The 21,614-nt window shown below is 55.3% G+C and carries 13 protein-coding genes and 1 pseudogene; 4 read left to right on the forward strand and 10 right to left on the reverse strand.

The features are described 5' to 3' along the window. Positions 1-136: 136 nt before the first annotated feature. The 3 genes from BUA65_RS01195 to BUA65_RS01205 form a co-directional block, all read right to left on the reverse strand. Positions 137-826, reverse strand: coding sequence for a sporulation protein (locus BUA65_RS01195; RefSeq protein ID WP_242656195.1), 690 nt, complete (start codon positions 824-826; stop codon positions 137-139). Between the two features lie 297 nt (positions 827-1,123). Further along, positions 1,124-1,660, reverse strand: coding sequence for a YkgJ family cysteine cluster protein (locus tag BUA65_RS01200; RefSeq protein WP_072866927.1), 537 nt, complete (start codon positions 1,658-1,660; stop codon positions 1,124-1,126). A gap of 61 nt (positions 1,661-1,721) precedes the next feature. Beyond that, a complete protein-coding gene (locus BUA65_RS01205) occupies positions 1,722-3,143 on the reverse strand; it encodes an ATP-binding protein (RefSeq protein ID WP_072866928.1) in 1,422 nt (473 codons plus the stop codon). A 351-nt stretch (positions 3,144-3,494) separates the two neighbouring features. On the opposite strand from BUA65_RS01205, the gene BUA65_RS01210 reads away from it, so the two are divergent. Next, positions 3,495-4,280: a nucleotidyltransferase domain-containing protein gene (locus tag BUA65_RS01210; RefSeq protein ID WP_072866929.1), complete on the forward strand. Its 786-nt coding sequence runs from the start codon at positions 3,495-3,497 to the stop codon at positions 4,278-4,280. A 158-nt stretch (positions 4,281-4,438) separates the two neighbouring features. Further along, positions 4,439-4,678: pseudogene (locus BUA65_RS01215) on the forward strand (AbrB/MazE/SpoVT family DNA-binding domain-containing protein); the annotation flags it as partial. A 394-nt stretch (positions 4,679-5,072) separates the two neighbouring features. On the opposite strand, the gene brxL reads toward BUA65_RS01215, so the two are convergent. Together brxL and BUA65_RS01230 are read right to left on the reverse strand one after the other, a co-directional pair. Continuing rightward, positions 5,073-7,100 (reverse strand): protease Lon-related BREX system protein BrxL, encoded by a 2,028-nt coding sequence (gene brxL, locus BUA65_RS01225; RefSeq protein ID WP_072866931.1) that lies wholly within the window; start codon positions 7,098-7,100, stop codon positions 5,073-5,075. 19 nt (positions 7,101-7,119) lie between these two features. Beyond that, positions 7,120-9,645 carry a PglZ domain-containing protein gene (locus BUA65_RS01230; RefSeq protein ID WP_072866932.1) on the reverse strand — a complete coding sequence of 842 codons (2,526 nt, stop codon included), beginning with the start codon at positions 9,643-9,645 and terminating at the stop codon, positions 7,120-7,122. A gap of 351 nt (positions 9,646-9,996) precedes the next feature. Here BUA65_RS01230 and BUA65_RS01235 point away from each other — a divergent pair, with 351 nt between their 5' ends. Further along, positions 9,997-10,920 carry an ATP-binding protein gene (locus tag BUA65_RS01235; RefSeq protein ID WP_072866933.1) on the forward strand — a complete coding sequence of 308 codons (924 nt, stop codon included), beginning with the start codon at positions 9,997-9,999 and terminating at the stop codon, positions 10,918-10,920. Between the two features lie 11 nt (positions 10,921-10,931). Beyond that, positions 10,932-11,240 carry an STAS-like domain-containing protein gene (locus BUA65_RS01240; RefSeq protein ID WP_072866934.1) on the forward strand — a complete coding sequence of 103 codons (309 nt, stop codon included), beginning with the start codon at positions 10,932-10,934 and terminating at the stop codon, positions 11,238-11,240. 76 nt (positions 11,241-11,316) lie between these two features. On the opposite strand, the gene pglX is transcribed toward BUA65_RS01240, so the two are convergent. The 5 genes from pglX to BUA65_RS01265 are packed head-to-tail and all read right to left on the reverse strand — an operon-like array spanning position 11,317 to position 21,082. Further along, positions 11,317-15,285, reverse strand: a complete 3,969-nt coding sequence (pglX, locus tag BUA65_RS01245; RefSeq protein ID WP_131821447.1) for a BREX-1 system adenine-specific DNA-methyltransferase PglX — start codon at positions 15,283-15,285, stop codon at positions 11,317-11,319. Positions 15,286-15,295: 10 nt separating this feature from the next. Next, complete coding sequence (brxC, locus tag BUA65_RS01250) at positions 15,296-18,862, reverse strand: BREX system P-loop protein BrxC (protein WP_072866936.1); 3,567 nt, start codon at positions 18,860-18,862, stop codon at positions 15,296-15,298. Beyond that, positions 18,863-19,450 carry a BREX protein BrxB domain-containing protein gene (locus BUA65_RS01255; protein WP_072866937.1) on the reverse strand — a complete coding sequence of 196 codons (588 nt, stop codon included), beginning with the start codon at positions 19,448-19,450 and terminating at the stop codon, positions 18,863-18,865. It lies immediately after the preceding gene. Beyond that, positions 19,443-20,294: a BrxA family protein gene (locus BUA65_RS01260; RefSeq protein ID WP_072866938.1), complete on the reverse strand. Its 852-nt coding sequence runs from the start codon at positions 20,292-20,294 to the stop codon at positions 19,443-19,445. Before BUA65_RS01260 ends, BUA65_RS01255 begins: the two co-directional genes overlap by 8 nt. After that, positions 20,291-21,082 carry a BrxE family protein gene (locus tag BUA65_RS01265; protein WP_072866939.1) on the reverse strand — a complete coding sequence of 264 codons (792 nt, stop codon included), beginning with the start codon at positions 21,080-21,082 and terminating at the stop codon, positions 20,291-20,293. Before BUA65_RS01265 ends, BUA65_RS01260 begins: the two co-directional genes overlap by 4 nt. Positions 21,083-21,614 lie beyond the last annotated feature (532 nt).

Here is a 21,614-nt window from a genome sequence, read left to right on the forward strand (position 1 = left end):
GTTCCGCAAATTAAACGGGAAATTAAAGGTGGCATCCAATGTGGAAATGGGGACAAAGTCATTTTCCACTAAATAATCTTCCGGTATTCCCTTTCAATAATACTCCTGAGCATTCCAGCCAGCCCGGCCACACTGTCTATTTCACTGTAGGGGATGGTAAACCGGACAAATCTTTCGTCCAGGTCCAGCTCGTCCAGAAGAGAGACCCGAAGAGGCCCCGGGCCTTTTTGTCGAGCTGCATGACCACCACCAGTTCCCTCTCCCCGGCCACGGGATAAACCTCGATTTCATCGAGCTCCCGGGCAAAATAGGTGGTGGGACGGTACTCAAACTCCTGGAAGCGGCCGTTGTAATCCCCACAACCTGGCTTTTCCCGAAAGCCCAGGAACCTTAAGGCATCGAAGAACATTTTGAACTCCCTGTTGGGCACTATTTGAATGGGGTCATGGTCGACCGGGTCAATGGCCTGGGGTATGTCCAGCCCCGTCTGGAGGAAGTACCTGGTCCGGCCCCTGGAAATGGGCAGGCCGAAGGGGATCTGGAAACTCACCGGGTAGATCTTTTCCTCCCCCGGCCGGACCACCATTTTCTCCCCCACCGTGACCGTGCCGATGGTCCGGCGAATGTTCCTGGTTTGATCCCCGGCCTTGTAGGCTGAGGATAGGATAAGGTTGATGTAGATTTTGTCCACCCGCTGTTCGACGTTCCCGCCCTGGATCCTGATAGTCCCATTCAGGCTCCCGCCCAGGGGGACCGCAGTCCCCGCCACCTCCAGGTTTACCCTGGCAGAACCAATGCCAATGCTGGCGAGAAGTTTGGTAAGCATGACACACCTCCGATAGAATTTGGAAAGATAAGGTAATGAATTCGGCGGGCAATGTAAAATATTGCTATTCAGACACAGGGAAAGATTGTAAATGCCGATTTCTTCCGTTTTGCTTATTTTACTACCGTTGAACAGTCAATTTTTTCCCGCAGATGCTCTTTCCTGATCAGAGGCCTGCTTTGTGTTCCACGTCCGTGACAAGGACTGTCAGGCTTTACAATTTTAGGGCTGATGTAAGCAGTAGCACGTGAAACAGTTCTCCACAGGATGAGCGAGAGCTCCTTCAGGGTGTTGACGTTAACCATACGTCGGCACTCTTCCGGGTCTGGTCCTTTTCTTCCAGCCCAACTCTTTTCTCAGTTCCTCGTAAACATGAAATACAATCGGACAGACGGCATAATTATCAATTACACTAATTAACCGGAAAACAAAACCCTTTTTGTGCAAGTGAGGATAACTCCTGCAATCACCGGGACGGTATGAATATTGCGTACACAGATTGTTCTTTAGAAACGGGCATGGTTTCTGGTTGAAAACATAGTCGTTTTCAACTTTTTTCAAGTATTTCTCTATAAATTCGGAAACCGGCATACCCGTCCCTTGAGATAACCTCGTGATATCTTTATCGTGCAGAACTGGACTGCATTCCCGGCAACAGTTGGCGCACTGTTTACAGTCAACCTGCGAGGAAATATCTTTATACAGCCTGTGCACCAGGGAATCCACTTCTTCACCCGCAATCCTGGTCTTTAAAAAGGAACGGAATTCCCAGTTTTCATCTTCTTTCTGTGCGGCTATCAATTTAAGCTTTTCCGGCGCAATTTCAGTAACCATGCCTGGCTCACCTCAGCGGAAAGAATGCCTTTTAGAAAACTTAATCACAGGGAATAAACGTTCACAAATCGCCTGAACTATGGAATTTACTGGCTTCAATAAGCAGCAGGTCGTGTCGTTCCGCCGCCATCTCACGCAGCTCTTCAGTGAAACCGTTCCGTGCAAACAGGGCGTAATACACATGCGGCGGCCGCTGAAAATGGGGCAGCACGGCTTTGGCCTTTTGCTGGAGTTCGGAGAGTACATTTGCCCCTACCGGTTTCGCCCACCACTTGCACTCACCCACCATAATGGCCGCTTCATCCTCACTGATGGCCAGCAGGTCCAATTCGTTCTGCCCGTCCCACCAGGAGCCCAGGCGGTAGGGATAAAAGGGAAGTTTCCCCCGCCGCCCCAGGAGTCGCAAATGCTGCCGGCAAACCTCTTTAAAGGCCGGGCCAACAAACTCCGGAAAATGGGGCTTGATCCTGGTTTCCAGCACCCGCTCCGCTTCTCCCTCCTCCAGGTCGCTGCGGTTGGGGTAAACGAAGCGAAACCAGAAGCGCAGAAATTGATCCTGTAACCGGTAAATACCCCGGCGGCTTTTCTGCGGCTGCTTTTCCGTCACCGGCACCAGACGCTTGATTAAACCCATGTCCCTTAATATGTCCAGGTAACGGGAAGCGGCGCTGCGGTCGTGCAGGCCCGCCGCCTGGGTGATTTCATTCAGGCGGGTTTTGCCGTGGGCAATGGCCCTGAGCACGGCAAAATAATTGGCCGGCTCCCGCAGTTCCTGCATGAGAAGAAAACGCGGTTCTTCATAGAGGAAGGTGCCCCGGCGCAGCACCCGGCGGGCAATGCCGGCAAAAAGATCATCTTCATCTATAAATTCCAGCAGGTATGCCGGCACTCCACCGAGCACGGCGTAGGCTTCCACCTGCCAGATAGGATCCCTCCCCGGGAAAAAGCCCGCCATATCGTGAAAGTGCAGGGGCTCAATCAGGTATTGCCCGGTGCGCCTGCCGTAGAGAGCGCTCTTATATCCCAGAACCTCCCTCTCCATCACTCCTACATAGGAACCGCACAAAATACACAATATCCCGGTATTCCTCAATTCCTCGTCCCAGACTTTCTGCAGAATGGAAGGTATGGCCGGATTGGTTTCCATAAGGTAGGGAAATTCATCCAGCACCACAATAAGCCGCTCCTGGCGGGCCAGCCCGCCCATAAAACGGAAGGCAGCTTCCCAGGAAGGAAAGGAAAAACCCGTTTCTGCCTGTCCGTAGGCCTGCTCCCACAGCCGCTGCGAAAAAGCGGCCAGCTGCTCCCGGTCGGGCGCCAGGTCGGCCACAAAAAAGACGTGTCTCTTCTCCCGGCAAAAAACCCTGAGCAGTTCCGTTTTCCCCACCCGCCGGCGGCCGTATAACACCAGCAGCTGTGCACGACCGCTTTTGTAAGCTTCCTCCAGCCAGTGTAGTTCAGCTTTCCGGTTCACAAAAGTCACAGCAGCACCTCATTGCTAATATAACTTGATTATGATATGATTAGTCTAATCAAGATTATACTAAATAAAATAACCGGACTCAATCCCGGATGCAATTAGCAGCAACTGGCCCTTGAGCTATTGGATTGACAATATTGGTACGTAAGCTAAACATAGCATGCCGGGCCTGGAAAATTACCTGACTAAAAACCGGACTTCGGGCTTTTCCCGGTTCTGTGGTTCGAGAAGGGTACCCAGCCGCCCGGTCATGTCAGTGGGCAGGTCAGGCCAGTGGATACAATAGTACTTTTACCCCGGCAGGGGCACTCCCATTTGCCTGCACTGTTTACCTGCACCCGGGGAGGAATAAAAATGCTTCTCGAGAGCGAAAAAATTATCAGTGAAATTAAACGCCATGTCCAGGACCGGCCACAGGTGGCCGTAGCCTATTTGATGGGGTCTTATGCCGGGGGCACGGCCACCCCTTTGAGTGATGTGGATGTGGGCATCGGCCTTTACCCCTCCCTGTGCCCGAACACAGACGACGCCCTGGACCTGGCAACGGCACTGGAATACTCCCTGACGGAGGCGCTTTTTCCCGGTTATGACGCCGAACCCCGGGCGGAATGGCTCTTCACCCCGGTGGAAGTGGTGGTGCTGAACGCACCCCACACCGTTTCTTCCCTCCCCTGGATGCTGGCCGGCGCCCTGCCGATCCACACCCCGGATCCCTCCTTTAAGGCGGAACTGGAAAAGCTGGCTTTCCGGCACGGCCGCCCTACGCCGGAGGAGGCCACCATTGCCGCCTGGCGGCTAAAGGCAACCTGGATCGTCCGCACCGCCCGGGGCCAGGTTTTTGCCTCCTATGAGGGCATTCTGCGCACCTGCCTGAACCTGGCCCACCGGGCGGTGGTCAGGCTGGGGCTACCCGTACCGGAAGAACGGCAACAGCTGCCCCTGGTACTGCACCGGGCCGGCATCATTACCCGGCGGGCGGCTTCCTTTATCACAGAAGCCATCAATATACTGTGCCACGACCGTGTAAACTTCCAGGCGTGGGAATACCTGCACCATAACCTCCACCTGCTGGCCGACTATGCCCTGCAGGTGGAAGACGCCCTGGAAAGGACCGTGAAGCAGCAGCGACCGGCGAGATAGAGCCTTGCGGCGCCACCCAGAACCTGCAACCCGATCTCTGCCAGTAGCAGTGGGATCCTGCCTTAAGGGAACGGCTTGACACAGCTCGATGAAGGACATATGCTGTCCGTAAGGAGGTTCGTAGCAGGTATTCATATGTTAAGGCACGATTAACGAGTAAGGGCCAGATAACCATGCCGGTAACTGTGCGCCGCATGCTTAACCTGCAACCGGAAGACGACCTACTCTTTGATGTAAGCCCGGAAGGCGAGGTTAAGGTAAAGTCTTTTAAACGCAAGCGCTTAACAGAGTTATACGCTTCTTTACCAACTGTTAAGGAATATCCTGGAAAAGAAAAAGTGCGTGAGGAAGTAGCCGCCAGTATTGCCCGGCAGATCCTGGGTAAAGGGAAAGAATGATTTATTTATGGATTGATGCCAACGTTGTCCTATGATTTCTTACCGGTAATCCGCCGGAGATGGCCGCCCAGGCGCTGGAGTTGATGGCCCGTGCCGAGAAGGGGGAAGTTTGCCTGCGCCTTCACCACCTGGTGATAGCTGAAATCGTCTAGGTTCTCTCCTCTTTTTACAAATTTACCAAACGGGAGATTGCTAATACGCTGGTTTTCTTTATTCACGCGGGTGGTATTCAAGTCGGCAATTCCGATCTGGCTGTCCAGGCTTTACAAGACATGGCAGAAAAAAACATTGATTTTGTAGATGCCTACCTCGCCGCTCTGGCCAAACAACATAAAGCAGCCCTCATGACGGAAAAGAAGGCCACTGGATTTTTGTTGCACTGGTACACGCTTAGCTACCGCACCCCCAGGGCTTTCATGGCTGCCACCAGAGGATCGGAGTAGAAAATGGGGTCAACCTTTTCCACGATCTCACCGGGCACCTCGAAGAAGTGCCTTTTGTTTTCCACCGGCAGGAGCACCCGGCAGGCGCCGTTGTCCATGATTACCTGCAGGGGTTCGGTGAGGCTGCGCAAGGGGATAACGTTACCCTGGATGGTCATTTCCCCCAGCACCACAAGGCCCGGCTGAACCGGTATTTCTTTCAGGAGCGAATATAAAGCTACAAAAAAGGCCACCCCGGCCTCGCTCCCTTCCTTGGAGGCCATCAGGTCCACCACCTGCACGTGGAAGTCGTAACTGGCCAGATCCTTTTCAATGCCCAGCTCTTTGCGCCTGGCCCTGATGTAGTCAAAGGCTGTGGAAATAGATTCCCGCATGGGCCGGTCATTGGTACCGGTTATCTTCAACTTTCCATTGCCGGGCATGCGGCTCACTTCAATGCGGTGCAGGGCCACCTTGTCCCCCTCAGCCAGGGCGGCGGTGTAGACGCATCCCGGCGCCATGGGGTCGCTGGAAATGAGATCCCGTCCGCCTTCCTCGGGCACGCCGACAAAGGTTTCGGCCATGGTTTCTTTGTCCCGGTAGGAAAAGCTGGTTTGATAATATTCAAAGGAGCCCATTTTCTTCAACTGTTCCTTCACCCGGCGGCGGCATTCCAGGGCCAGCTCCAGGTATTCCTGCAATTCCTCCCGGGTAAAATTGCCGTCGGGGTGCAGGAGCTTGATCAAACCGGAGACTGTTTTGCGAACGGCCTTCACATCCCGGGCGTTTAGATGAGACCCGAAGGAAAAATAACGGTCCACCGCCTCGGTATAATTGTACTTGCGCAGTTCCCGGAAGGCTTCGGCCAGGTAATCTACAACAAAACCGTAATGATTGGTGAAGAAGTGGCTGGACATTTTGGGCGTTTCCCATCCCGGCAGGTAAAAATGAAAGCGATCAATGAGGGCCATGTCCTGCATAGCCTCGGGCAGGGGCTGGAAAAGGTGAGAGGTCCGCACCAGCACCTCCACCGGCTGGTTGATGTTGCCCACAAAAACCATGGAAGCGTCGGCAATCAGCTCCTCCTTTCCCCGGCTGAAGGAACCGCTTTCCAGATAGTCCTTCAGGATCTGCACCGCCGTGCGGTCCTGGAACTGGATGCCGGCCACCTCGTCAAAGGCTACCACGTCCCACAAGCCCACTAGGCCCATCTTGCCCGTGGCCATGTTGTAAAACAGGTTGGCCACGGTGGTTTTACCCCCTGAGATTAAAATGGTGTAGGGGGAAACCTCCCGGTAGATAAAGGATTTCCCCGTACCCCGCGGACCCAGTTCCACCAGGTTGAAGTTGCGCTCCACCATGGGAATGAGACGGGCCAGGAAGAGCAGTTTCACCCGGCGGTTAAAATGGGACGGTTCCAGGCCGGTGCTACGGATGAGGAAATCCAGCCACTGCTCCGTGGTAAACTTCTCCCGCCCCCGGCGGTACTCTTCCATGTCGAAAGAAGCCACCTGGATAGGCTTCAAGCCGGTGATAAAAAAGGGGCGGATCTGACCCTTACGGGTCTCGTCGGCATTATATTCCATCTGGATATGCGCCCAAATTCCCCCTTCCAGTAAGCGGGGATAATCCCGGATGGCTCCGTCAGGAATGTGCACATAGCGGTGGCCGAAGTTGACCAGTTCGGCCCAGTATTTATCCTCGCTGTCCAAAAGACGCACACGCACCTTATCAATAAAGGAGTGCCGGCCCTGCTCCTTCACCCGGGACTGGGCTTTCATGCTTTCATCGGGCCGGACAAAGTTTTCCGCCAGCGTCCTGTTAACCACCTGCAGGCCCAGTTGTACGGCCCGCTCGTCATCGGTGGCACAGTATTTACCCAGCAGGTATTCCAGCACGTAAACGGGCACATTGGCTCCTACCTTGACCTGGCGCACCAGGTCCTTGCGCACCACTTTCCCGGGAAAAACCTCATTGGCCAGTTGATCCAGTTGCGGCACAATTCATCACCTTCAAGGACTATATACTGAACCGGTAGGGAATTTCCTGCTCCGCCAGCACCACTCCCGTGGCGGCGTCCAGCAACTGCACCTTCATAGTACCACCGTCTCCTTCATTGATCATCATTGTGATGTGGTTTTCCCGCTTGGCCTCCAGTTCAATTACACCGGTCTGGCTGTCATATCCGTAAACAGCCGTGGCGGCTACACCGATTTCCCGCTCCCCGGCCACAACCACACAGCGAACCCGGTATTTTTCCGCAGCAAACAGGGCCGGCATGTAATTTACTCTGACGGTGAAAATGCGGTTGTTGATTTCTGTTTTACCTGCGTCCAGAATAAACTGATCCCCCGTAACTTTCCCGGCGGGAGGGTCAAGTTCAAAGGACAGCACCGGAATAACCAACTCGGCCGGGGACAGTCCCCCGTGGAAATAGGCCGTGCCGCCCCCGGCCTTTTTAAACACACCTGTGCCGACGGGAAAGGCCAGCTCCAGGTCGCCGCCCAGGCCTAACCCGGCGGCGGTAAAACGCAGGTATGAGGAAGAAGCGCTCCCCCCGTAACCGGCCCAGCAGCGCCGGTGCAATTCCACCGTTTGCCCGCCAGGAGGGTCTATTTTCATATCCTCAGTTATCCTCTCCCCCAACAGGTAACCGTGGTCAGCAGTGATGACAAAACGGCGTACCCCGGCCCGGGCCAGCCGACGCACGGCCCGGTGGATCAGGCCGAGCACCCCGGTCATTTCCCGGTGGGCCTGGTAGAGATCCTCTTCACCAATGCTGTCTATGTCCCTGGTTCGAACCACCACCAGGCTTTTCCCGGCCACCGCCCGGAAAAGGCTGCGGCTGCCCTTACTGGAGATTTCAGCCAGGGTGAATTCGGCCAGGGAATGGCCCAGGTGATGCTGCAGGTACTTTTGCCTGGCAGTAATGGAATCCAGCATGACATCCCCAATGTTAACTGCCAATTCGCCATTATGTGCGAGTAGGGTCAGACCCCGGCTGGCCCCCGGCAGCAGGGCGGCCATGCCCACTTTGGTGATGGTCGGGGGCGTAGCCAGTACGGGAAACAGTTCCAGCCGGCGCACCTGTCCCAGCATCCGGGCCAGCTCCACTCCCATTTCAAAGCGCAGGGCATCCACCAGAAAATAGGCCACCGGCCCCTGCTCCAGAAGGGGGACCACATACCGGTCGTAGATGTCGGACTGAAGCGTAAAGCCGGTAAAGGTAAAGCCATACTCCTGCAAGGAGCGGCTGAAATTTTCGTTTAACCGGCGCAGGGTCTGAAAATAAGCCCGACGCACCTGGTCTAAAAGATCGGCCAGGGCAAAGTCCTCCTCCATGTTGATTAATAACCGTTCCAGCTGCCGGTAGCACATATCCAGCCGGTACCATTCCCCACCGCCGTTAACGGGCCCGGTGTACATCTGCAGCCAGGCTTCCGGGGAGAGCCGGGGCTGGCGGGCGATTTCCCCGCCTATGCGCTGCACTTCCCGGTATAGCTCCAGGACCATGCCGGCGGCCTGCCACTGGACGGCCCGCCGGGGATCCACCCGGGTCCAGAAGGAGGAACGCCTTTGTTCGATCAACTCCCGGGCCAGGTCTTCCTGCCCGTTTAAAAGGAGCTTTTCCAGGGCAATGAGAAGGGTTTCCTCCTCAAAGGGAAAGGTATCCACCCGACCCAGCCCCTGCGGGTCCAGCTTTATTTCCCGCAGGCGGTAATCCTTTTCCACCTGCCGGGCCAGCTCCATGTAGGCGGGAACGGCGTAGTTCAGCTGGCGCATCAATTCGGCCGCCCGGCGGCAGCACTCCACCTGGTCGCGCTTCGAGGGAAAGGGAAAGTGGGTCAGGGAGCTTAAATCCGCCCCCTCCCCCATATCGTCAATGAATTCAGTAAGAAGGATCTGCCGGGCCAGGGCCTTTTTCAGGGCTTCGTGGCCGGAAACACCTTCCAGAGGAAGGCCGAAGGAGTCCCGGAAAAGAGCGGCCAGTTCCGCAAAACACCCTTTTTCTTTCACTCTTTCCGCCCATTCAGGTTCGCAAAGATATTTCACAGCAATTTCGTGGGCGGCGGCGGTATTAAACAACAGCGGTACCAAACCGCCCGGGCCCTGGTCCTCCGCCAGCCGGTCCAGGTCCGCCAGGGTGAGCTGATCACCGGAGAGCAACTGCTCCAGTCTGGCCCGGGGTATGCGGTCCCGCAGTGCCAATCGGGCCAGGGTGGGCAGGGACTCCTTGAAGACCTCCCCGGCCATGCTTATTTCCATGAGTACATCCATGTGCCCGTCCAGGGGAGTGGCCGGGATATATAGAAGCAGACGGGGCATGGCCGGAAGGTTGGTCTGATCGTAACGGTCAAACAGTTCTTCTGCTTCTGCCAGCAACCGGTAGTAACTGCCGGTGAAACGGATAACGCGGGTTTCATCACCAGCAAGATGCTCCAGAAGGGAGTCAAATTTCCGTCCAGGATCGTACCACACCACCACCCGGTGTTCGTCTAGCAACCTGTTCACCCGGTTAAGTATATATTGACTGATTGGTCCCATGTTAACCTCCTGTGTTTTTCCTTTTTTTTGCAGAGGGTAAAAGACGGTAGGAACTAAGCGTATGCGCGTACCTGTAAAAATCCCTGATATTCGCTAAACCCGCGCTTTTAAGGGATACTGGTATCCCGAAACGGCAATTTTTGGCCTTTAAAAGGAATGGACATATATATACTATAGTTATTAAAATTGAATTATACAAAGTTTTTCCGAGCTTAAATGTTTTAAACCTTTCAAAACGGCCATTTTCCTCGATAGAGAACCTTTCAGGAACTTGACAATAGTCCCGATTTTAATCCCCCCACTCCATTGTATTTCCTGCTTTGTTTCAATACAGGCGGATAGTGTTAAATTATGGATACTAGAAAGTTACATATTCCGATTCCTTTTGAGTTAGAAATTAATACTATTAATAAAATAAACTTAGAAGCACTCTGGAAAGCAAGTACAAGTCCTATAAACGAAATTATTTTTGATTTTTCCAGAGTAGAATTTGTTCGACCGTCCGGTCTTGTTGCCATTGTTGCATTAATGAAGTTCTCCAAACACCTTAAAATAGCGGATCGATATTATTTAAGAGAATCGAAGAATTATGAGGTAAGGCAATACTTAAAAAGGATGGGGTTTTATGATCAGTTTGGGATTATTCGTGAGAACCCGGCTCCTAAGACGAAATCAAATTTTTCGCTTTGTGAATTACGCGAAGTAATATCAGAGTCTGAAGCCGATAAGGTTACAGAGCAACTTGCAAACATTATAAAAGAGCAAATGCAACCTGAAAGAAACATGATAAACGCAATTTCTCATACTCTAGGAGAAGTAATCAATAACGTATTTCATCACAGCAATTCTCCTGTCAATGGATTTGTATGTGCGCAAACATATAAAAGCCTGAAAAAAGTAGAAATTGCCATAGCTGATTGCGGAATAGGTATTAAAGAGTCGCTCTGGGGAAACCCTATGTATAGATTTATACTCGACGATTTTGAGGCGATTAAAACTGCCTTGGGGAAAAAAGTAACTAGCAAACCCCTTGAGAATGCCGGGGAAGGCCTTTTTGTATGTCAAAGATTTATAAAAGAAAATTCTGGTCAGATGGATATAATCTCCGGGAACGCCCACTATACATTACTTAACGACGAAGTTTTTAATAAAAAACATCAGTATTGGCAAGGAACCATCGTATCTTTGGTATTCAATATTGACAAACCGATTGACCCAAAAAAAATTTTTGATAGCGAATTCCCTATAGATGCTGAATTTGATGATTTGTTTTAGGAGGAATAGTTATGATAATACTCAAGAATTTTGGTTCGCATCTTACAAGCCGTACTTTAGGGAAAAAAGTAAGGCTGCTTATTCTGGAGAAACTCAACCTATCAAGCCCAAATAGCGTTATTTTAGACTTTGCCAATGTTGAGATGGCTTCCCATTCCTTTTGTGATGAGGCTTTTGGTAAATTGCTTAAAGAAGTCGGTCTTGAGAGATTTAAGCGTAGTATAAAGTTTTGGAATTGTTCAGAGGAAATAGAATCAACTATCCGTTTTGTTTTAAAAGAAAGGCTAATGGAAGAAAAGGAATTATGTGCTACATGTTAAGCTTACGAATTCACCCTCACCCTTGCAGCCCCACGGGGCTTTTTGATTTTTATTGATAGCCTTTATCGCACCAGTTTTATTGCCTAAACATTTTTTGAGCTATTTTACTCCAGGGGTATTTGCCGGCCAGCAGTTCCTTCCAGGTGCGTTCGGCGTCGGGCCAGGGCACTACCCGGTAAAGGGGAGCAATGTTGATCAGCACTCCGTCGTCCAGGTCGGGCTCATAACCGGCGTGGGCCACAGCGGTCAAGTCGTCCCGGAAACGGAGCAGTTCCTCCAGGAAACGCTTCTGTTCCTCCTGCCGGCGGTGCAACGCCCGCTCTTCCCGGCCTCCCCGGGCGGTGGCCAGTTTCTCCTGCAACTCGGCCAGTTTCCTTTCTTCGTATTGAATTTTAGGGCCGATGTAAGTACGTAACACGTGAAACAGGGTATCCCCAGTCAGGCGGTGGTAGTACAGCCATACCGAATAGTTTTTGCGGTATGACCGGAGCTGCCAGTAAATGGGCGCCTTGCGGCGGCTTTTTGAGTAGCGCTTGATGTGAAAGGAAAAGAATTTGCCGGCCAACCAGGAGCGCAGGTCCTTCACCCCCAGAATGGCACAGGCCTCCTGCTCTACAGTCCCCGGGTCGTCAAAGAGGTAGGCCAGCACCCGGCGCACCCGGTCCACAATGTCGGCCGGGTGGCCGGGGTCGTCCACCAGCACCCCGTCCCAGGCCACCGGGATGGGATATTCATCATCATTAATAACCGGCCGCTGCACCTGCCCGGCAGGAGGCAGTGTAATGGCGTCAGGCCGGGCCTGCAGCCATTCTTCGCTGACTATGCGACCGGATGTGGCCGGCAGACCATCGGGCCCCACCAGGGTGGCGGGGGCACAGGCGGGCAGAGGGTCAAAGGGGCCGGGCAATGCCGGGGCCAGTTCCGGGCGCCGCCCCACACGCACGTCCCAGCGGCCGAAGGCGCAGCCCACAGCGTACATGAGCAAATTGGCCACTTCTTCCGCCAGCTCCTCCTGCCGGTACAGGCCCAGCTCCCGCCGTTTGGCCGCAATGGACCGGGGATGAGCGCGGAAGAGGTGGGAGAGGTATGTCAGCGTACCATAGCCAGTTTTAATTCTATCTTCTGACACTGTCTCTTCCAGTTCACATTCATCATCTTCATGACTGATCCTGTTGACGGATATTTCTTCCTTTTTAAAAAAAGCCTGTTTAAAGTCCTCTGTATCCAGCTCCTGACAAGGATAGGAGGCCGGATTGGGAAGCAATTCCGAGCTTAAAATCCCTTCTTCTTGCGGGGTGAGCCCATACAATTTTATAAAAAGCCGGTCTATTTGATATGCCGCCTCCAATTGCTCGCTCTTAATTTCATCCATCTCCGCCAGCACATCTAACAAATTCGATACAATAGACGATTGACCTTTTCGTAAAAGAACCGGTCTGATAAAAGCATGACTTTCCTCATGGCCATAATCCACTTTTCTTTGAGCGTTAAAACATTTAAAGGCCAAAGAGGCCACCTGGCCCATAAAATCCTTTTCCGGCCACATAAAGGGCAGTTTCTGTACATACCCAACTTCCCATTTATATGTAGTCAGGCATCTTAACAAGCATTCAACCAGCCTCGTATTAAACCAGCCCAGGCAATATAAAAGTTTCTCTGGATCATCCCCGGCAATGAAACAGCTGTGTCCTACATGACCGTGAATGGTTCCGGCAGGTTTGACTCGAACATTAAAACCCTTGTTTGTACGGTAAGGCCAGGTCAGCCCCGGCCGGAAGTAAAACTCCTGGTTTTGGGGCCTTGATTTAAGCTTGCCATTTTCATCCAGGAACGCCCTTATCTCCGCCCCGTCATTCTCCCAGTTCACCACCAGGTGGATGTCGTCGTAATAGGGGGAGTACTCCCCGCCCTTGGCAAAGGGCACCCACTTCTTCCCCTGCCCCACCTTCTCCGGGAGCACCTCCCAGGCGGCCCGGACAAAACGAAAGTCGTCGGCGGTAGCCAGACCCTGGCGCACCAAACCCCCGTTGCCTTCAAAGGGCGGGAATTCCACAAACTTGCGCCGCATGGAATCCGACACCCAGTAGGGAAAGGGCGCGCCGGGAAGCAGATTAAAGGTGTCCTGGTCTACGTCGTACACTGCCGGGTTTTCCTCCCCCGTATTCACCGCCTGCACGCAGGAGGCCAGGGCGCCGGCCTTGTCTTCCACTTTCAACAACCGGAAGAAGAGGGAAGATTCCCCGGAACGCTTGGGCCTGGCCAGCACGTAGGCCGCCGTTTCCACCATAGCCGTATCCAGTACGCCAGAACCCAGGTCGGCCACGGCCACCACCGAGGTGGCAGGCAGCAGGACTTCCTGGCGCCATTTGCCGAAGGTCGTGAGAAAGAATCCGGTGCGGCTGGTAATGGCCCCCAGAAAGCCTTCCGGCTTTAAGAGTTCCAGCCCCCGCTCCACGAAGGCGGCGTAGACGTCATTTTTGGTGCGGGGGTAAGTGGTTTCAATATATTTGCGGGCTGATATACAGGCCTCACCAAAGGGCGGATTCATCAGCACCACGTCGTACCGCTGGCGGAGAAGCTGGGTAAACTCAATACCCTGCCGGCTCTGGCGGGCAAAGAGCCGGCGGGCGGCACCGCTGCCGTTGACGGTGGCCTCATAACGGCGCAGAAGGGCCATGATCTCTTCTTCCGCCCGCTGCCAGAAATCTTCGGGGAGTTCGGGCGGCGGACCGGCAGCATAGCAGGAAGCGGTCTCCCGGAAGAGGGAGGCCGCCTGCCGGTAATACTCCTTTTGCTTTTCAATTACCGCGCGCAAGGCGGCTTCCGGCTTGAGAAGGGAGCCGGCCTCCGCGGCCAGTTCCAGGGACTGCCGCAATTCCTTAACGATTTCCTGCAATACCGAGTGCAGACCCGCCAAAAATTTTCGGAACTGCCCCTCGTCCCCCGGCATGGGGCCGGCGCAGACCACCCGAGCCGATCCAACCACCGCCCCGGGGTGGTATTTTTTCGCCTTTAAGTAAAGGGCCAGGGAGGCAATCTGTACCGCCCGGGGGTCGATGTCTATGCCGAAGAGGTTATGTTTTAAAATCAGGCCGGGGATCTCCGCCGGCCGGTAACCCTCTTCCTCATATATGCGAGCCAGCAGGTCAAAGGCGTAGAGCAGGTAGTGGCCGCTACCACAGGCCGGGTCCAGCACCTTGATCTCCGTGGGCTTCATCTGCCTTTTAACCCCTTCCCCCTCCGGGTAAATAAAGTACCGGCAGAACTGGACCAGGGAAGTGGCAGGATTCACTTCATACCACAACCGCCCCAGGGTATTGTCGGTAAGAAAGCGCACCACGTATTCAGGAGTGTAAAACTGGTTGCGGATGGCCATTTCATAACTGTCCCGGGGGGCTTGGCTCTCTTTGCGTACTCTTTCCCGTTCATCCCTGGGAGTGAAAAACTGGTAAAACCAGCCTATGGTCTCGTCCTGATCCCAGATGCTTTCCAGTTCGGGCCGGTTGAGCCATTCCAGTACCTTTTTCAACACCGGCGGGGATGGAAAGAGCAGGGAATGGGGGAGACTGCGGTCAAATAGCAGGGGCACTTTCCCGGCTACGTCGTCAAAGACCATTTCCAGGTAGCGCCGGTAGCCCCCGTCGGGCAGGTTCCGGCACAGGCCCGGGCAGACCTTCTGAAATAGCTTGAAGCCACGGGACTCACTCCCCCGGCCGACGCTTTCGGACACCAGGCCCCGGGCCTCCATGAGGCGCAGGGCCACCAGGCGGTTTAAGTACGTAAAGGCGGCCTCCCGGATATACTCCTGCACGGCCCGGGCCTGGGTCTGCCCGGCACTGATGTAATAGTGAATGGCCGATATAATTTCCCGGCGCCGGACCAGCAGGTCCGGATGCCGTTGTAAAACGGCCATAGCTTCTTCCGGTTCGACCAGGTAAGGAGTAATGCCAAAGGTACCTTCCAGTTGCCGGGCCATATCTTCTTCCAGCAGCTCCCGAACGGCAGTCACTGTTCTGGCAATTAACCTGCGGGTTTCCCTGTCCACTAAGATCACCCTATTCTATGATTACCCTGGCCCCTTCGGCAAAGGCCTTTATACACTCTTCCCGCAACCGGGCCAGGGCGGCATCCAGCTCCTCCACACTACTCAGGGAGGTACGTACAAATTTGCCCAGCCGGACCCGGCGGATGGGCACCTGGGGAGCGGTCAGCTTCTCCAGCTCCAGGAGAGCAGCCCGGCGCAAACTGTCCACCGCGTCCAGGTCAGATTTCATCTGTTCCACCGGAGGCTGGAAGGTCAGATCGTCCCGGATCTCCATGTCTAAACCGGCCTTTTCCTCCAGCCGGCCGGTCACCCGGGGCCGCAGCTCATAGGGCACCGTGATCCACTCCGGCCGGTTGCGTATCTCTTCCAGCACCGCCCGGTAGGCCTCGGCCCGCTGCGCAAAGACCTGCCGGTAAAGCTTGCCGTAGGCGGCGGCCAGAACAGCGGTATCAGCATTAATGGCCGGCAGGCGCCGGTAAAATGATGGGGCGGCCAGATTCTCCTTCAGACGGCCGGCCGCTTCTACCAGCCCGTCATCCGGCCGACCGTACTTTTGCAACACGGGCCAAGCCCGGTCCAGCACCATGCGTGCCCTCTTCAGCCGGGCCAGGTTTTCCCCGCTCAGGGCTTCTTGAAGTCCCCGCAGGGCATCAATGGCCGCTTTGAACTCCTGCCGCTGGTCGGCGAAAACCTTTACCGCTTCATCGGGGGCGCTTTCCATGATCCCCTGTATGGTGGCCAGAAAAGACTCCAGGTTGTCCCGGCCGGGCAATCCTTCGTGATGCATGGCGGTCAAGATGGGCAGGATGATCTCCTTTTCTTTCTGGAAGGCCTGGCGTAAACCCTCAAAAATGGCCTCCACTTCGTGTTCAGGGGTCTCCCCGTATATTTCCTGGTAGGCCTGGGCTGCGTTGACCAGATCCGTTAAAGTGAGGCTCCCCTGCCGGGGGGTAAAGCCGGCGGCGCGAAAAAGCGGCACCTTCAGGAAAACCTCCCGGGCCGCAGCCACGGTATAGCTACGGTAGAGCCGTCCCTGGGAGTAAACCTCCACTGCCGCCCCCCGGAACAGGGCGGCGGCAATGAGCATGATTACTTCCAGGTCCCAGCCGTAGCCGAAACCGCGAAAGCGGGTTTCCAGCGCCCGGCCGCTGACCGGCTGGCTGGTTTTCCGGTATTCCTCCGCAATGAACGACTGCACGTGGGTCAGGCAGGGGGCATTCAGGTTGATCATATACGTGCGACCCTTCTTGTGCACCAGATGCAGGCCCCCGGGGCCGTCGTAAACCACGGCGGGCAGGCCGACCAAGTTGGTCGAGGCCAGCAGTTGCCCGGCCTCCTCCCCCTTCACCGGCACGGCGGCCAGGTCAAACCGGTCAAAGATCACCGGCACGGAAAGCTCCAGAAGGGCGTGGACCACGGCCTGCAGATTGTCCCCTAGCCCCCGGGCTTCCCGGGCCACTCCCTGGAAGTAGGTCGTTCCATTTAAAAGGGCCAAGCTTATAGCGCCGGACAGGCGCTGCTTTAACACCGAAAGGCGACGTTTTTCGTCGGCCACCAGCTGGCCCAGTTCCCGGGTAAGCATTTCCCGCTCGTGGGTTTCCACCATTTTTTCGGAGCGATACACTTCCACAAAAAGGTTTTGCACCTGTTCATCAAGGGGCACCACCCAGAAAAGGGAGTTTTGTTCGGCACGGCTTTTCTCCCGGGCCTCGTCACAGACCCGGCCGTACTGCTCATCGCTGGCCAGGTACAGAATGAAGGGCACATCCCCCTCCCGGCCCAGCCTTTCCCCGTGCAGCTCCAGGGCGGGGGTAAAATTCTTCAACCCTGCATGGCGGTAGGGTTTCAGTGTTTTGAAAACCCCATCCACAAATTCCCTTTGCAGCCTTTTTTCATCGGGTGCATCCAGGCCAAAGCCCTGGCGCTTTTCCTCCCACAGCTTGCCCTCGGCGGTGAGGAGTTCGTACCCTTCTTCCCCCTCTTTAATCCGCCGGTCCCGCACCAGGATTTCCAGGGCTTCCCTCACCCGGGGAAGAAGGGAGGGCGCCCCTACGGCGGGGTAAAGCACGGCGGCGATATTTTCGGCGGTGCCGGGCACCTTGTAGCTAAACTCCAGCAGGCAGACGGCCCTGGCCACCCGTGACACCAGGGGATCGGGGTAGGCACGGGCGATTTCGACAATATCCTTTTTCCTTTCGTAACTGATGTTGCCTTCCATCAAATCGTAAACCATATCCAGGGTGACCAGACGCCCTACCTCTTCCTCTCCCAGGTTGACCCGGGGGTGGATGATCAGTTGCTGGGCCAGTTTAATAATGGTACGGTTGCTACCGCCCATGTGGCGGCTGACCCCGGACTGGGTGCGCATCCCCGAAACAATGTTAATGATCAGGTCGATCTGGTATGGTACAAAGGGGTAGAGACGGGCAAAGGTTTCGGGATCCAGGGGCTGATGGACGCCCCCGGTGAGGGCAGTATGGGTACCCAGGGCCCCCTGGTGACACCGGTAAAGTTCCTGCAAAGCCTCCTCGGCGGCCGGTTTTTTGGTCAGCACCCGGCGGCTGGTCACTTCACTGATGTCCGCAGGAGCCAGGTCCACATTCAGGGGAAAACGGTCCCGCAGCCGGGCCAACTCGCTCTTTTTCCCTTCTAGATTATCCACCACTTCATCCAGTTTTTCCTGGGAAGTGACCACCAGCCAGGCCCGCCCCCGGCCCACCCGGCCAAAGGCCTGTACCAGCCCCTGCAGGTCCAGCATTTTCTCGGTGCTGCGGGAAACATACTGGCCTACCTCGTCCACCACAAAAACCAAGTTCCTGGTCCCCGGGCGGCGACGTTCCAGCAGTTCAAAGGCCCGGACGGCAAAATCGTTGGCCGAAATGTCCACATGGCGGGCAGTTCGGGCCCAGGAATCGGCGGCTGGATAAGTGGCCGGGTCCAGGCGGTGCATAACAGCGCTGGCCTCGCTTTTGGCAAAACCAATGTATTCCCGGCCTTCCTCCCACGGCTGCCCGTACATCTCGGCATAGAGCTGCCGGAACTGTTCCAGCCGGCCGGCCGACTCCAGGGCAATTTCCAGCTCGGCCAGGTCCAGGTCGTCGGAGTAGCCCAGGTGGCCCAGGAAAGCCCGGTAGGCGATTTCCGTCAGCATTTCCGCTCCGCTGGTCACCCCCCGATCGGTAGCCAGGTCAAAGATCACGGCTGCGGTAGGTATCTGGCGGTTAATCTTGCGCAGCAAAACGGTAATGCGGTCGTCGGCAGCCTGTTCGGCAAAGATTTCCGATGCCGGGCGGCCTTTAACCATCCGGCCTTCCAGGATGTAGCCCAGGATTTTGGCAAAGCTGGATTTTCCCGATCCAAAGAAGCCGCTAACCCAAACGCCGATGCCTTCGTGGGGTTTGCGGGGTGTCTCTTCATAACATTCTAACACTTCCAGAAAATAGTTTTTTATGGACGGGGTGACCACATATTCCGTCAGTTCATTAAAAACCACATCCTCATCGGCCTGGTCCACTTTGATGACCTCTTCGATGCGCCGGTCTATTTTTCGCTCAAAGAGGTCCAGGATTTTACCCATCTACAGTCCCTCCACACCATAAATCTCCGGACGATAGTTGTGATCCGGCTGGCAAATGCCCATAAAACGCAGACCTTTAATGCCCTCTAGAGTGCCGGGGTAAAAAAGGACCGTGGGCACGTGCACCAGGCCCTGTAGTTTTTCCAGCAGGGCCGAGGTGCGGAAGGCCGGAAAAAGGGCACCGGCCCGGGTTAAAAAGAGAACCGTCCCGGCCGGATCCGGCGCCAGGCCGGAGGTCTTTAACCGCCGTTCCAGTTCATCCTTCACCCGCTGATGCAGGGGGTATTTACCGGAGAGGATGCGGTGTACAGTCTGCACGGCCAGTTCCAGGCCCATCTCCATCTCCATGGCCGCCAGCCGGTCCAACCCCCGGGTCTCTTCCACAGCCCGGTACATGAGATGGGCCAAGGAGATGGTTACCACCTCTTTGCCGTGGTTGGTCTTCAAGCGAGTGACCAGGTTTTTCACGGAAGAACGCAGTTCGAACTCCCGGGCCGGATCGTACAGGAAGATGGCGAAGGGCAGATCATGGTAAGCGCTCAAAGACGGTACGGGCGCGATTAACCTCTCTTCCAATTTTTTAAGCATTTGTTCCAGTGAAACCCCGGACGAACCGTGCGAGGTCGGGGTATGGCCATTCAACGCGCATTATCCCTCCTGCGCAGTAAAAACCCAGGTCGCCGGCCTGGTGGGCTTCCAGAAACAGTTCCTCAACCTGTCTGGGGGTGAGCAGAAAGAGGCCCCAGTCGGGGTGGGCCACCAACCGGGCCGCAGAGGCCACCAGACCCTTCAGATAATAGGCCACATAGAGAAAGACGGGGCGGGGCAGTTGCACCGGGGCAAATTCTTTTTTTACCGTTCCCCGTAAGATACCGCCGTCCCGGCAGGCAGCCAGCAGGCCCTGTGCCGTTTTTAACTTGACGTTTTCCGACCAGGGGGGCTTGATGAGCCCGGATTGGATTTGCTTTTCGATAAAAGCCACCCCATCGTCAACAACGACCTGATGACGGCTTTTCTGGTAAAGGGCAAGAAGCCACTGGGTGACAAAGTCGTATAGCAGCCGGTCGGCCAGGGCGGCATGGTAGTAAACCAGGCGAAAGGCGGTTGCCGTATCGAAAATGACCTTAAGCATCATCCGAGCTAGCTCACCGGGTGGCACATTGCCGGCAAAAAAACGGGGCCAGAAGACGCTCTGTACCAGGTCCCGCACTCGCCGGCGGCTGGCCTTGCCCAAAAGGTTGGCCCCGGCGACCCGGGCGGAAAAAGAGGCCCGGTCCTCCCCGGGTTGCCATTCCAGCAACAGCTGCCTGCTTTCCGCCAAGGCCACTCCTTTCATGAGGTTGCAGGTGTACCGGCGCCCGGAAGCGGAAACACCCACCCGCCGGCCCTCCATGACGGTACAGTTATACTCCGGCGAAAGACTGCTCTTCATCCGGCGGCCCCCAGTTCCCCGGCCGGCAAAGATAAGGCACCGTTGCCTTTAACGGTAAAATAGGGCATGATCAGTTTGCCGGGGTCGCTGATGGTATAGCCGGCCAGCAGCCGGTCCAGCAAAGCGTTCCACTGGGAGACGGTCACCGGGGCTTCCGTATTCTCAGATATACATACGGTGCCGGAAACCACCTTTTTCTGCCAGGAGGCCACCGTACGGGAGTCCGGTTTCCCGCCGGCCAGCTGGCTGATTAGAAAGGTTTCCAGGCCTGCCGGACCATCTTTAGCCGGTTGCCGGTCCGGCGGGTGATGGTTGTCGTAAATGTGGCCGTGGCCGGGCCGGGGTTCCGCCGGGCACATTCCCGCCGGTAGCGTGTCCGGCAAGTGATCGCCCCCCTGGCTGACGCTGTGGCCGGCCTGGTGCTGGATCTCGATCCCTTCCACAGGCAATCGCGCCAGTATCTCCTGTATATTAATCTTCTGATCATTAAAATGGTCAGCAGGTACCTTCTGCCGGTGAAGGATGCGTGTCAATTGCTGCTCTATGGTTTCTCCTAGGTAAAAAAGGTTATAGGCGCCGGGGTGGGGCATCATGGCCCGGTGCATGGCGCCGGCCGTTTCCACAGCCAGCTCCGCCGCCGCCCACAGGCCGGTGCGGGGGAAAAGGCGCCCCAGCACTATGCGCCCGGCCGGGGTGAGGGCCTCGCTGTCCCACCAGTTAAGCAAATCCCTTTCCCCCAGGCGGGCAATCATAATACGGCAGCCAATCAGCCTGGCCGACAGGGTCAAAATTTTCACCCCTTAGCTTTAGTATGGCAAATCAGTATGACTGGTAGACGTAAGGCAGACCTAGTATTTATTTCCCCACAAAAAGGACGGATCCTGCCGATACCCGCAAATCTTTTAATGCCCTGGACGTTCCTAATCCAGGGTTCAAAGAATGCTTAGCACTATAGCGTAAATTCCATTTCTATAACTATTTCGATAACTATAAGTTAGAGTAGGTGTTTTTGGCATAATAGAATTGCATAAAACGGCAGCCAAAAATGCATAGCATGGCGCGTGTAAAAGAGGGCATTGCCATCACGCTCTAGAATAACCCTTCTGACTTGGGCAAAGGCAGGAGGGGATACAAGAGGTGATAGCAATGGCCCAACAACAGTATATCAAACATCTTTACGAGCGAGAAGAGTGCAGTATTGCCGAAATTAGCCGGCGGGTAGGTATCAACTGGCGAACAGCGGCTAAGTACGCCAAGAAAGACGACTGGTATCAGCCCATGCAGCAGACCCGGCGCCGGCAGCCGGTCATGGGGTCTTTT

The sequence above is a fragment of the Desulfofundulus thermosubterraneus DSM 16057 genome (assembly GCF_900142025.1).
Lineage (GTDB): Bacteria > Bacillota > Desulfotomaculia > Desulfotomaculales > Desulfovirgulaceae > Desulfofundulus > Desulfofundulus thermosubterraneus.

Coding starts and splice junctions, on each gene's coding strand:
- BUA65_RS01195 (WP_242656195.1), bottom strand. CDS start 826: ATGCTTACCAAACTTCTCGCCAGCATTGGCATTGGTTCTGCCAGGGTA.
- BUA65_RS01200 (WP_072866927.1), bottom strand. CDS start 1,660: ATGGTTACTGAAATTGCGCCGGAAAAGCTTAAATTGATAGCCGCACAG.
- BUA65_RS01210 (WP_072866929.1), top strand. CDS start 3,495: ATGCTTCTCGAGAGCGAAAAAATTATCAGTGAAATTAAACGCCATGTC.
- BUA65_RS01230 (WP_072866932.1), bottom strand. CDS start 9,645: ATGGGACCAATCAGTCAATATATACTTAACCGGGTGAACAGGTTGCTA.
- BUA65_RS01235 (WP_072866933.1), top strand. CDS start 9,997: ATGGATACTAGAAAGTTACATATTCCGATTCCTTTTGAGTTAGAAATT.
- BUA65_RS01240 (WP_072866934.1), top strand. CDS start 10,932: ATGATAATACTCAAGAATTTTGGTTCGCATCTTACAAGCCGTACTTTA.
- brxC (WP_072866936.1), bottom strand. CDS start 18,862: ATGGGTAAAATCCTGGACCTCTTTGAGCGAAAAATAGACCGGCGCATC.
- BUA65_RS01255 (WP_072866937.1), bottom strand. CDS start 19,450: ATGCTTAAAAAATTGGAAGAGAGGTTAATCGCGCCCGTACCGTCTTTG.
- BUA65_RS01260 (WP_072866938.1), bottom strand. CDS start 20,294: ATGAAGAGCAGTCTTTCGCCGGAGTATAACTGTACCGTCATGGAGGGC.